This is a genomic window from Streptomyces sp. C10-9-1 (assembly GCF_024497955.1).
Taxonomy (GTDB): Bacteria; Actinomycetota; Actinomycetes; order Streptomycetales; family Streptomycetaceae; genus Streptomyces; species Streptomyces sanyensis.
On sequence record NZ_JANHKP010000007.1, the window covers coordinates 272965 to 285007 of the forward strand.

The 12043-nt window shown below is 73.4% G+C and carries 9 protein-coding genes; 7 read left to right on the plus strand and 2 right to left on the minus strand.

The window, feature by feature from the left end; all coding sequences use genetic code 11:
* Window position 1: 1 nt before the first annotated feature.
* The gene (locus tag NPS70_RS12540) at window positions 2–256 is read right to left on the minus strand and encodes a MoaD/ThiS family protein (RefSeq protein WP_256524254.1); all 255 of its coding nucleotides are present in this window, start codon (window positions 254–256) and stop codon (window positions 2–4) included.
* Window positions 257–707: 451 nt separating this feature from the next.
* Here NPS70_RS12540 and NPS70_RS12545 point away from each other — a divergent pair, with 451 nt between their 5' ends.
* From NPS70_RS12545 to NPS70_RS12565, 5 genes are all read left to right on the plus strand, one after another.
* Entirely contained in the window at window positions 708–1487 is a 780-nt protein-coding gene (locus tag NPS70_RS12545) for a response regulator transcription factor (RefSeq protein WP_256524255.1), read from the plus strand.
* A gap of 24 nt (window positions 1488–1511) precedes the next feature.
* The gene (locus tag NPS70_RS12550; protein ID WP_256524256.1) at window positions 1512–2534 is read left to right on the plus strand and encodes a LacI family DNA-binding transcriptional regulator; all 1023 of its coding nucleotides are present in this window, start codon (window positions 1512–1514) and stop codon (window positions 2532–2534) included.
* 323 nt (window positions 2535–2857) lie between these two features.
* Entirely contained in the window at window positions 2858–3970 is a 1113-nt protein-coding gene (locus NPS70_RS12555; protein ID WP_256524257.1) for a S1C family serine protease, read from the plus strand.
* A 20-nt stretch (window positions 3971–3990) separates the two neighbouring features.
* Window positions 3991–4704, plus strand: a complete 714-nt coding sequence (locus tag NPS70_RS12560) for a response regulator transcription factor (RefSeq protein ID WP_256524258.1) — start codon at window positions 3991–3993, stop codon at window positions 4702–4704.
* Window positions 4704–6203, plus strand: coding sequence for an ATP-binding protein (locus tag NPS70_RS12565; RefSeq protein ID WP_374211990.1), 1500 nt, complete (start codon window positions 4704–4706; stop codon window positions 6201–6203). The genes NPS70_RS12560 and NPS70_RS12565 overlap by 1 nt, the downstream gene beginning before the upstream one ends.
* Before the next feature lie 107 nt (window positions 6204–6310).
* Here NPS70_RS12565 and NPS70_RS12570 read toward each other — a convergent pair whose 3' ends face one another.
* Complete coding sequence (locus NPS70_RS12570; RefSeq protein WP_256524260.1) at window positions 6311–8140, minus strand: bifunctional UDP-sugar hydrolase/5'-nucleotidase; 1830 nt, start codon at window positions 8138–8140, stop codon at window positions 6311–6313.
* A 217-nt stretch (window positions 8141–8357) separates the two neighbouring features.
* On the opposite strand from NPS70_RS12570, the gene mshD reads away from it, so the two are divergent.
* Together mshD and NPS70_RS12580 are read left to right on the plus strand one after the other, a co-directional pair.
* Window positions 8358–9281, plus strand: a complete 924-nt coding sequence (mshD, locus tag NPS70_RS12575; protein ID WP_256524261.1) for a mycothiol synthase — start codon at window positions 8358–8360, stop codon at window positions 9279–9281.
* 507 nt (window positions 9282–9788) lie between these two features.
* Window positions 9789–12014 carry an RNA degradosome polyphosphate kinase gene (locus NPS70_RS12580; RefSeq protein ID WP_256524262.1) on the plus strand — a complete coding sequence of 742 codons (2226 nt, stop codon included), beginning with the start codon at window positions 9789–9791 and terminating at the stop codon, window positions 12012–12014.
* The last annotated feature ends 29 nt before the right edge of the window (window positions 12015–12043 follow it).

The window sequence follows — 12043 nt, forward strand, 5'->3', positions numbered from 1 at the left end:
TTCACCCTCCTGCGAACGGCGGGAGCACCTCGACCGTGCCGCCCTCGGCCAGCCGTACCGTCTCATGGCTGCGGGTGCCGACCGGATCTCCGTCCACGAGGAACGAACACCGCCGGAGCACCCGGGTCAGCTCTCCGGGGTGCCGTTCGCGCACCGCGTCGAGCGCCTCGGCGAGCGTACCGGCCGTATACGGCTCCTCCGCCGTCCCGGCCGCCGCCTTGGCCGCTGCCCAGTAGCGGATGGTCACCGCTGCCATGGCGGGACTCCTCTCGTTCGTGTCGCACCGCCCTCCATCATGGGCGATGCCCCCGGTCGGCCCCCCGGAGGAGGGCGCTCCCGCACCGCCCGGGGCTCCCCGCCGGGGCGACCCGGGCGGCGCCCGGGAGACGGCACGGCATCGCGCACTTGTCCGCAGTGTGAAATCGGCCCTCTTCCCCCCACCGCGATCTGGGCTATTCTGCTGGCGAAGGATCCGGGCACAGCAGCCCCCGGGTCCTTTTGCGTTTTCCGGCCGTTGTTACAGGCGGGTGAACACAACCTCACACTGGCTCTCAGGCGCGCGAGAGCCGATGGACGAAGCAGTGCCGCAGGCGTCCTCGCAGGGACCGAGGAGGAACCGACGTCATGGACGAGCGAACCGAGCACAGGACCACGGGCCACCCAACCGCACACGACGACCGCATGGCGATCCGGGCAGGTGGTACGCGATGAGCTCGCTGCTGCTCCTGACCAACGCGCTCCAGCCCTCGACGGAGGTGCTGCCCGCCCTCGGGCTGCTGCTCCACAGCGTCCGGGTCGCCCCCGCCGAGGGCCCCGCCCTGGTCGACACCCCGGGCGCCGACGTGATCCTCGTCGACGGCCGCCGCGATCTGCCGCAGGTGCGGTCGCTGTGCCAGCTGCTCCGCTCCACCGGCCCGGGCTGCCCGCTCGTGCTGGTGGTCACCGAGGGCGGGCTGGCCGCGGTCACCGCCGACTGGGGCATCGACGACGTCCTGCTGGACACGGCCGGCCCCGCGGAGGTGGAGGCGCGGCTGCGGCTGGCGATGGGCCGCCAGCAGATCACCTCCGACGACTCCCCCATGGAGATCCGCAACGGCGACCTCTCGGTCGACGAGGCCACCTACAGCGCCAAGCTCAAGGGCCGGATCCTGGACCTCACCTTCAAGGAGTTCGAGCTCCTGAAGTACCTGGCCCAGCACCCGGGCCGGGTGTTCACCCGGGCCCAGCTGCTGCAGGAGGTCTGGGGCTACGACTACTTCGGCGGCACCCGCACGGTCGACGTCCACGTCCGGCGGCTGCGCGCCAAACTGGGCCCCGAGCACGAGTCGCTCATCGGGACCGTCCGGAACGTGGGCTACCGCTTCGTGGTCCCGGAGAAGGTCGAACGCGCTGCCGAAGAGGCCAAGGCGGGCTCCTCCCCTGCCGTCCCCCGGACGGAGGAAGAGCCTGTGACCGAGGAAGCAGGCGTACGCCCTGCCCAGAGGTAGGTCACCCCGCGTAGACTTCGCGCCGTGGCCAAGGTGACGCGGGACGACGTAGCGCGACTGGCGGGTACTTCGACCGCCGTCGTGAGCTATGTCATCAACAACGGACCCCGGCCGGTCGCCCCGGCCACGCGCGAGCGGGTACTCGCGGCGATCAAGGAGCTGGGCTACCGCCCCGACCGGGTCGCGCAGGCGATGGCCTCGCGGCGCACGGACCTCATAGGCATGATCGTCCCGGACGCCCGGCAGCCGTTCTTCGCCGAGATGGCGCACGCGGTCGAACAGGCCGCCGCCGAGCGCGGGAAGATGGTCCTGGTCGGGAACTCGGACTACCGCGACGAGCGCGAGGTCCACTATCTGCGCGCCTTCCTCGGCATGCGGGTCTCGGGACTGATCCTGGTCAGCCAGGGACCCAGCGAGCGGGCCGCCGCGGAGATCGAGGCCTGGGACGCACGGGTGGTCCTGCTGCACGAGCGGCCCGAGGCCATCGACGACGTGGCCGTGGTCACCGACGACATCGGCGGCGCCCAGCTCGCCACCCGGCACCTGCTGGAGCACGGCCACGCCTACGTGGCCTGCCTCGGCGGCGTGGAGAACACCCCCGAGGTCGGCGACCCGGTGGCCGACCACGTCGAGGGCTGGAGACGGGCCATGCGGGAGTCCGGGCGGTCCACCGAGGGCCGCCTTTTCCAGGCCCCGTACAACCGCTACGACGCCTACCGGATCGGTCTGGAGCTGCTGTCCGGGCCCGACCGGCCGCCGGCGATCTTCTGCTCCACCGACGACCAGGCCTTCGGTGTGCTGCGCGCGGCCCGCGAGCTGCGGATCGACGTGCCCGGGGAGCTGGCGGTGGCCGGCTTCGACGACGTCAAGGAGGCGGCGCTGACCGACCCGCCGCTGACCACGGTCTCCTCCGACCGCCCCGCGATGGCCCGGGCGGCGGTCGACCTGGTCCTCGACGACGGCCTGCGGGTGGCGGGCTCGCGGCGCGAGCGGGTCAAGCAGTTCCCGTCCGGTCTGGTGATCCGGCGCTCCTGCGGCTGCGGCTGACGGCGAGCCCGGGGCGCACGCCCACGGGCCGGCACCTCCGGGTCCCCCGGTCACGCCGAACGGCGTGGCGCCACCGGTACCGCGGGCAGCCGCCCGGCGGCCGCGCCCCCCGGCCCGCTCCGCCGCGCTCCTCACCGAGGGCGGGGACCTCGTCCCGGGATGCCGCCGCCGCACGACCCGCCCCGCGGGGGCCTCCGGGGAGTCCGCACCGGCGGCCCGCGGCAGGATCCCGTCCCCGCCCTTATATGGGGCATACAGGGTTCTGTCGGGCTTCTCAGTGCGCGCTCAGACTCCTCTCATCCACGCCCCCGAGGCTCGATGACATGAGCGACCACGACCGCCGGAGCGGCGACCACCCCCCGTACCCCCACGACCCCCGCCCGCAGGGGACCGATGCCCGCGAGGTCCCCCGCCCGCAGACCGCCGGGGGCTTCCCGCCGCCCCCGCCGCACGAGCCGCCGCGCCCCCCGGTGACGGTCTGGCCCGGCGACGGCGGCGCCGCCTACGTGCCCGGGGAGCTCCGGCCCGCGGCGGCGACGGCACCCGCCGTGGCGCCCGCCTCGCACCGGCGGCGCGCGGGGCGCCCGGTCGCCCTCCTCGCGGCCGTGGCCCTCGCCGCGGGAGCGGTCGGCGGCGGGGCCTCGTACCTGGTCGGCACGCTGGCGGGCGGGCAGGAGGACGCCGCGGCCACCGGTGTCAGCGGCACCAACGTCGCGGCGTCCAGCAAGGGCACGGTCGCGGGCGTGGCCCAGGCCGTCTCGCCGAGCATCGTGGAGATCAACGCCGCCTCCGCCGCCGGGCAGTCCACCGGCTCCGGCGTGATCATCACCTCCGACGGCGAGGTCGTCACCAACAACCACGTGGTCTCCGGATCCGACACGGTGACGGTGCGGCTCGACGACGGGCGGACGTACACCGCGGACGTGCTCGGCACGGACCCCGGCAAGGACCTCGCGCTGATCAAGCTGCGCGACGCCTCCGGGCTGCCGCCCGCCGCGCTGGGCGACTCCGAGGACGTCAGGGTCGGTGACGAGGTCGTGGCCATCGGTTCCCCCGAGGGGCTGACCGGCACCGTCACCAGCGGCATCGTCTCGGCCCTCGACCGCGACGTCACCGTCGCCAAGGAGGAGTCGCCGCGGCAGCAGGACCCGCGCCAGAACTGGCCCTTCGAGTTCGGCGGCCGGCAGTTCAACGGCGACACCGGGGAGTCCACCACCACGTACAAGGCCATCCAGACCGATGCCTCGCTCAACCCCGGCAACTCCGGAGGCGCCCTGATCAACATGAACGGCGAGGTCATCGGCATCAACTCGGCCATGTACTCGCCTGGTTCGGCCTCCGGCTCGATCGCCGGGAGCGTCGGGCTCGGCTTCGCCATCCCCGTCGACTCGGTCAAGGCCGACCTCGCCACCCTCCGCTCCGGCGCGGACGTCTGAGGCCGTGCAAGGCTGGACCCATGAGTGAAGGCGAGCGCATCCTGATCGTCGACGACGAACCCGCCGTACGCGAGGCGCTGCGGCGCTCCCTCGCCTTCGAGGGGTACGCCACCGAGACCGCCGTCGACGGGCTGGACGCCCTCGCACGGGCACAGGACTGCGCGCCGGACCTCATCGTCCTCGACGTCCAGATGCCGCGGATGGACGGGCTGACCGCCGCACGCCGCCTGCGGGCGTCCGGCTCCCGGGTGCCCGTCCTGATGCTCACCGCCCGGGACACCGTGGGCGACCGGGTCACCGGCCTGGACGCGGGCGCGGACGACTACCTGGTCAAGCCCTTCGAACTGGACGAACTCTTCGCCCGCATCCGGGCCCTGCTGCGCCGCAGCGCCTACGCCTCCGCGGACGGCCCCTCCGGCGAGGGCGAGGTGCTGTCCTTCGCCGACCTGCGGATGGACCCGGCCACCCGCGAGGTGACCCGCGGCGGGCGCACCGTGGAGCTGACCCGCACCGAGTTCACTCTGCTGGAGCTCTTCCTGGCCCACCCCCGCCAGGTCCTGACCCGCGAGCAGATCCTCAAGTCCGTCTGGGGCTTCGACTTCGAGCCCACCTCCAACTCCCTGGACGTGTACGTGATGTACCTGCGGCGCAAGACGGAGGCGGCGGGAGAGCCGCGGCTCGTGCACACCGTGCGCGGAGTCGGCTACGTCCTGAGATCGGACGCGGCCGAGTGATCCGTCGGCTGCGTGCCCTGCCGCTGCGCTCCCGGCTCGCCCTCCTCGTGGCGACGGCCGTGGCGGTGGCCGTGGCGGTCGTCTCCACGGCCTGCTGGTTCGTGGTGCGCGGCAAGCTCTACGACGAGGTCGACGACAAGCTGCGCACCCAGTACGAGACCCTCAACCTGCGGGCCGCGGGGGTCGCCGCCATCCTGCGCGCCTGCCCCTCGGAGGCGGAGCCCGCGAACGAGTTCGCCCCGCCGCGCGACTACTACTACCAGCTGGTCCGGGCGTCCTCCGGCGAGCCGTGCGTGATCTCGGCGGACTCCGTGGGCGCCGTGCGCGTCACCGCCGCCGACCGGGAGGTGGCACGGCGCTCCGATCCCCGCGAGCGGAGCCTGCGCAACGGCACGGACACCGAGGGCAACCCGGTGCGGGTGCTGACCGTCGCCGCGGTCCTGGACCGGCGCCCGGACGGGGCGCCCGGCGTGGGCGTGGTCCAGGACACCGCCCTGTCGATCGGCGTACCGCTGCGGGACACCGAGCGCACCCTGGGGGACCTCGCCCTGCTGCTGCTCGTGGTCTCCGGGATCGGCGTGCTCGGCGCCGGGGCGACCGGGCTGTGGGTGGCCCGCACGGGCCTCGCCCCCGTGGACCGGCTCACGGGGGCGGTGGAGCACGTGGCGCGCACCGAGGACCTGAGCGTGCGCATCCCGGTGGAGGGCGACGACGAGATCGCCCGGCTGTCGCGGTCCTTCAACGCCATGACGGCCGCGCTGGCCTCTTCCCGCGACCTCCAGCAGCAGCTGATCGCCGACGCCGGACACGAGCTGCGCACCCCGCTGACCTCGCTGCGGACCAACATCGAGCTCCTGGCCCGCAGCGAGGAGACGGGCCGGGCCATCCCCGCGGAGGACCGCAGGGCCCTGCTGGCCTCGGTGACCGCCCAGATGACCGAGCTGGCGGCGCTGATCGGGGACCTCCAGGAGCTCTCCCGCCCGGATGCCTCGGCCCCCCACCAGGTGCAGGTGGTGGCACTGCACGAGATCGCCGAGGGGGCCCTGCGGCGGGTGCGCCTGCGCGGTCCGGAGCTGCGCTTCACCGAGGACCTCGCCCCCTGGTTCGTCCGGGGCGAGCAGGCGGCCCTGGAGCGGGCGCTGGTCAACGTCCTGGACAACGCCGTGAAGTTCTCGCCGCCGGAGGGCCGGATCGAGGTGGTGCTGCGGGAGGGCGAGCTGACCGTGCGCGATCACGGGCCGGGCATTCCCGCCGAGGAACTCCCCCATGTCTTCGAGCGGTTCTGGCGCTCGCCCTCGGCACGCTCGCTGCCGGGCTCCGGTCTGGGGCTGTCGATCGTGGCGCGGACCGTCCAGCAGGCGGGCGGCGAGGTGCGGGTGGCCCGCGCGGAGGGCGGCGGCACCGTGGTGACGGTGCGCCTGCCGGGCGCCCCGACCCCGCCTCCGGCCGCCCCCGGACCGGGGGCGGCCGGACCGGGCGGCGGGCCCGGGGCGCCCTGAGGCGGGCCCGGGGTCCGGAACGCGCCCCCGGCGGGGGCGCGAACGGCGGCGGGGCGCCCGGTCCGGTGCTCCGGACCGGGCGCCCCGCCTCTCGGGGGCGTCCCCGCCTACCGCACGACCGTGATCCGGTCGGCGGCCGGCGGCGCGATGGGCGCCTCGGCCGAGGAGTTGGTGTTCAGGTAGGCGTTGAGGAGCTCCAGGTCGGAGGCGCCCACCAGCTTGTTGGTGTGCTCCCTGAAGACCGTGAAGCCGTCACCGCCGCCCGCGAGGAACTCGTTCATCGCGACCCGGTAGGTCCCCGACGGGTCGATCGCCTCGCCGTTCAGCCGCACCGAGTCCGCCACGACCCGGTCGGCCCCGGACTTCGTCAGGTCCAGGGTGTAGGTGAAGCCCTCCGAGACCTGGAGGATCTTCGGCGAGGCCTCGTTCGGGCCGCTGACCTGCTGCCGGAGCGCGGTGAGCAGCTGGGCACCGGTCAGGTCCACCACGTTCATCATGTTGGTGAACGGCTGCACGGTGAAGGCCTCGCCGTAGGTCACCACGCCGTCGCCCTCGCCGCTGCCGTCGGCGTACACCAGGTCGCCGCGGATGCCGCCGGGGTTCATCAGGGCGAGCTGCGCGCCGCCCTTGTCGGCGGGGGCCAGCCCCTCCAGCTGCGCGTCGGCGATCAGGTCGCCGAGCGGCTTCTCCGGCTCGGTGGAGCCCCGGCCGGGGATGTCGGCCGAGATGAAGCCCTGCGGGCGGCCCGCGACCGGGGCGGCCAGCACGCTCCAGCGGTCGATCAGGCGCGTCATGTCCCGGGCCTTGGCCTGGTCGCGGCTGACCACGTGGTTGGCCGAACTCACCGCGGTGCGCACGATGTCACGGGTACGCCGGTCGTAGGTGAGCGTGGTCTCCGTGTACAGCTTGCCGAAGGAGGCGGCGGAGGTCACCGTGCGCGGCTTGCCCGAGGGGTCGGGGATGGTGCAGACGTACGCCTGGTGGGTGTGCCCGGTCACCAGGGCGTCCACCTTCGGCGTGATGCCCTTGGCGATCTCCGCGATCGGACCGGAGATGCCGTCCCCCGGACCGGGCGAGTCGCAGTCGTAGTTGTACGAGGAGGAGGCCGGGTAGCCGCCCTCGTGGATCAGCGCCACGATCGACTTCACGCCCATGCGGTCCAGCTTGCGGGCGTACTTGTTGATCGTCTCGACCTCGTCGTGGAACTTCAGGCCCTTGATGCCGTTCGCGCTCACGATGTCCGGCGTGCCCTCCAGGGTCACCCCGATGAAGCCGATCCTGACGCCGTTCTTCTTCCAGACGGTGTACGGCTTGAGGAGCGGCCTGCCGGTGCGCTCCTTGGTGACGTTGGCCGCGAGGTACGGGAAGTCCGCGCCCTTGAAGCGGCGGCCCTCCTCGAAGCAGCCCTCCACCGGGTGGCAGCCGCCGTTCTGCAGGCGCGCCAGCTCCACGGCGCCCTCGTCGAACTCGTGGTTGCCGACGCCGGCGACGTCGAGGTCCATCTTGTTCAGGGCCTCGATGGTCGGCTCGTCGTGGAAGAGCCCGGAGAGCAGCGGGCTCGCGCCGACGAGGTCGCCCGCGGCGGCCGTGACGGAGTACGGGTTGCCCTGGCGCGCCGTGCGCAGCGACGTCGCCAGGTACTCGACGCCGCCCGCCGGGACCGTCTTCACGGTGCCGTCGGGCTGGATCTCGGAGACGTTGCCGGAGGAGCCGGCCGGCGGCTCCAGGTTTCCGTGCAGGTCGTTGAAGGACAGCAACTGCACGTCGACGGTGCGCTTGCCGTGGTGGTGGCCGTGGTGGCCGCCGTTGCGGTCGCCGGGGGCGGCCCCGGCCGGCACCGCGGCGACCAGTGCGCCGGCGGTGGCCAGCCCTGCGGCCGCGGCGAGCACGCGCCGGGTGCGCCGGGCCGAGCGGGTTCTATCGGATCTCGCTGACATCTGTCCCCTTGTCAGTTCCAGCGTGGAGGGAGGGTGGGGCTGTCCGAGGACAGTCCTCCGGGGCGCAGCCTAGAGTCAACGCGCGTAGCGCGACAGGGGGATGCGGGTTACGAGCTGATTGCCGGCATCCGTCAACACCGCAGAACCGGCCATACCGCCCACCCGGCACACCGCGGGCGGCCGCCCGGGCGCGCCCACGCCGCCGTACCGTGGACCCATGACGATCGACGCAGTGATTCCGGAGCCCGGACGGCAGATCCACTCCCTCGGCGAACTCACCGCGGAGCAGGCCGAGGCGGTCCTCGCACTGCTCGCCGAGGCAGCGCGGTCCGACGGGATGCAGGCCGTGTCGGAGCAGGGCCGGCTCCAACTGACCGGCGGCGAACGGGAGGGCGTGCGCCACTTCCTGCTCACCGTGGACGCACAGCTCATCGGCTACGCGCAGCTGGAGGACACCGACCCCGTCGAGGCACCGGCCGCCGAACTGGTCGTCCACCCGAGCCACCGGGGCCGGGGGCACGGCAGGGCACTGGGCAACGCCCTGCTGGACGCCTCGGGCAAGCGGCTGCGCATGTGGGCGCACGGCGGCAAGCCCGCCGCCCGGCACCTGGCCCAGGTGCTGGGCCTGACGCTCTTCCGCGAACTGCGCCAGCTGCGCCGCCCGCTGAGCCCCGACACGGTGCCCCCGCGGGACTACCCGCAGGGCGTCACGCTGCGCACCTTCGTCCCCGGCAGGGACGACGAGGAGTGGCTGGCGGTCAACGCCGCGGCCTTCGCCCACCACCCCGAGCAGGGCTCGCTCACCCAGCGGGACCTGGACGACCGCATGGCCCAACCCTGGTTCGACCCGGCGGGCTTCTTCCTCGCCGAGCGCGAGGGGCGCATCATCGGCTTCCACTGGACGAAGGTGCACGCCGAGGAACGCCTCGGTGAGGTCTACGTGCTCGGGATCCGCCCGGACGCGCAGGGCGGCGGCCTCGGCAAGGCCCTGACCGCGACCGGGCTGCGCCACCTCGCCGCCCAGGGCCTGCCGACGGCCATGCTCTACGTCGACGCGGACAACACGGCGGCGCTGCGGGTGTACGAGCAGCTGGGCTTCGTCACGCACGAGGTGGACCTGATGTACCGCACGGAGTCCTGACCCGCCGCGCTCGCCGCACGGGGCCCGGCCCCCCCCGGGCGGGGGACCCCGCCTCCGGTGGCGGGGCCCGGCCGCGGCCGGGGAGGCCCCGCACCGCGGGCGCCCACCCGGCCCCCTCCCCCGCCGCCGGCCCCGGCCCGCCCGGCGGCACCCGGGCACCTGCGCACCCGCGGCCGGCCCGGGCCGCCGCGTCCGCCGCCGTGCCCGTCCGTGCCGCCGTCGTCCGTACCGCCGTCCGGGTGTCCCGGCGCCCGGCACGGCTGACCGGAACCGGCCGGTCCCGCAGCAACCCCCGGCCCGGCGGGACCACCCGCTCCGGGGCCTCCGTTCCCCGGGAGCCCCGTCCCGCTTTCCCGCACGTCATGTCGTCGTTACCGGGCATTCAGACAATCTTGCGACCCTCGGCCAATGCAGCCCGCTGTGCCCGACTCCCCCGACGGGAGAAATGCCCTCGCTCCGGCCCGCTCCGACGCGCCGGTGACCCGTTTCACACGGAAGAATGGGGCCATGAGCCAGCAGCCCGCCGAGGTCCCGGTCCAGCACCCCCAGCCGTCCGTCGCGTCGATCTCCGCGCACCGGCCGCACACCGTCGCGGCCACCGTCTCCGATCTCGAACCCGACATCGACGCGGACGCCGACGCCTACGAGGAGACCCACACCGGCGGCCCGGAGCTGCCCCAGGGCCGCTTCCTCGACCGCGAACGCAGCTGGCTCGCCTTCAACGAGCGGGTGCTGGAGCTGGCCGAGGACCCCACCACTCCGCTGCTGGAGCGGGCCAACTTCCTCGCCATCTTCGCGTCCAACCTGGACGAGTTCTTCATGGTCCGCGTCGCCGGCCTCAAGCGCCGCATCGCGACCGGAGTGGCCACCCGGTCGGCCTCCGGGCTCCAGCCCCGCGAGGTCCTGGACCTGATCTGGACCCGCTCCCGCGAACTCATGGCCCGCCACGCCGCCTGCTACCAGCAGGACGTCGCCCCCGCGCTCGCCGACGAGGGCATCCACCTGATCCGCTGGCCCGAGCTCACGGAGAAGGAGCAGGCCCGCCTGTTCACCCTCTTCCGCCAGCAGATCTTCCCCGTCCTCACGCCGCTGGCCGTGGACCCGGCCCACCCCTTCCCCTATATCTCGGGCCTCTCCCTCAACCTCGCGGTCGTGGTGCGCAACCCCGTCAGCGGCCACCGCCACTTCGCCCGGGTCAAGGTCCCCCCGCTGCTCTCCCGCTTCCTGGAGGCCTCCCCCCAGCGGTACGTGCCGCTGGAGGACGTCATAGCGGCCCACCTCGAAGAGCTCTTCCCCGGCATGGAGGTGCTGGCCCACCACATGTTCCGGGTCACCCGGAACGAGGACCTGGAGGTCGAGGAGGACGACGCCGAGAACCTGCTCCAGGCGCTGGAGAAGGAGCTCATGCGGCGCCGCTTCGGCCCGCCCGTCCGCCTGGAGGTCGAGGAGTCCATCGACCCCTACGTCCTCGACCTGCTGGTCCGCGAGCTGAAGATCTCCGACGCCGAGGTCTACCCGCTGCCCGGCCCGCTGGACCTGACCGGCCTGTTCGGGATATCGGCCCTGGACCGGCCGGAGCTGAAGTACGCGAAGTTCGTCGCCGGCACCCACCGGGACCTCGCCGAGGTGGAGTCCGCCTCCGCACCCGACATCTTCGCGGCGCTGCGCGAGCGCGACGTGCTGCTGCACCACCCCTACGACTCCTTCTCCACCTCCGTGCAGGCCTTCCTGGAGCAGGCCGCCGGAGACCCCGACGTCCTCGCGATCAAGCAGACCCTCTACCGCACCTCCGGCGACTCGCCCATCGTGGACGCCCTCATCGACGCCGCCGAGTCCGGCAAGCAGGTCCTGGTCCTCGTCGAGATCAAGGCCCGCTTCGACGAGCAGGCCAACATCAAGTGGGCGCGCAAGCTGGAGGAGGCCGGCTGCCACGTCGTCTACGGCCTCGTCGGGCTCAAGACGCACTGCAAGCTGAGCCTGGTCGTACGCCAGGAGGGCGAGACGCTGCGCCGCTACTCCCACGTCGGCACCGGCAACTACCACCCCAAGACCGCCCGCCTCTACGAGGACCTGGGCCTGCTCACCGCCGACCAGCAGGTGGGCGCCGACCTCTCCGACCTGTTCAACCGGCTGTCCGGCTACTCCCGGCGTGAGACCTACCGCCGGCTGCTGGTCGCCCCCAAGTCGCTGCGCGACGGGCTGGTCTCCCGGATCAACAAGGAGATCACCCACCACCGGGCGGGCCGCCCCGCCTTCGTGCGCATCAAGGTCAACTCGATGGTCGACGAGACGATCATCGACGCCTGCTACCGCGCCGCCATGGCGGGCGTGCCGGTCGACATCTGGGTGCGCGGCATCTGCGCCGTACGCCCCGGGGTCACCGGCCTCTCGGAGAACATCCGCGTCCGCTCGGTCCTCGGCCGCTTCCTGGAGCACTCCCGGATCTTCGCCTTCGGCAACGGCGGCGAGCCGGAGGTCTGGCTGGGCAGCGCCGACATGATGCACCGCAACCTCGACCGCCGCATCGAGGCACTGGTCCGGGTCACCGACCCGTCACACCGGGCGGCCCTGAACCGGCTCCTGGAGACCGGGATGTCCGACACCACGTCCTCCTGGCACCTCGGCCCGGACGGGGCGTGGACCCGGCACGCCGCGGACGCCGACGGGCAGCCGCTGCGGAACGTACAGGAGTCGCTCATTGACGCCCGGAGGCGCCGGCGTGCAAAGCCCTGACCCCTCGCTCTCCCGCCACGCCACCACCG

Excerpts from the sequence above, each read along its gene's own strand:
- NPS70_RS12540 (WP_256524254.1), bottom strand. The coding sequence starts at position 256 with ATGGCAGCGGTGACCATCCGCTACTGGGCAGCGGCCAAGGCGGCGGCC.
- NPS70_RS12545 (WP_256524255.1), top strand. The coding sequence starts at position 708 with ATGAGCTCGCTGCTGCTCCTGACCAACGCGCTCCAGCCCTCGACGGAG.
- NPS70_RS12555 (WP_256524257.1), top strand. The coding sequence starts at position 2,858 with ATGAGCGACCACGACCGCCGGAGCGGCGACCACCCCCCGTACCCCCAC.
- NPS70_RS12560 (WP_256524258.1), top strand. The coding sequence starts at position 3,991 with ATGAGTGAAGGCGAGCGCATCCTGATCGTCGACGACGAACCCGCCGTA.
- NPS70_RS12570 (WP_256524260.1), bottom strand. The coding sequence starts at position 8,140 with ATGTCAGCGAGATCCGATAGAACCCGCTCGGCCCGGCGCACCCGGCGC.
- mshD (WP_256524261.1), top strand. The coding sequence starts at position 8,358 with ATGACGATCGACGCAGTGATTCCGGAGCCCGGACGGCAGATCCACTCC.
- NPS70_RS12580 (WP_256524262.1), top strand. The coding sequence starts at position 9,789 with ATGAGCCAGCAGCCCGCCGAGGTCCCGGTCCAGCACCCCCAGCCGTCC.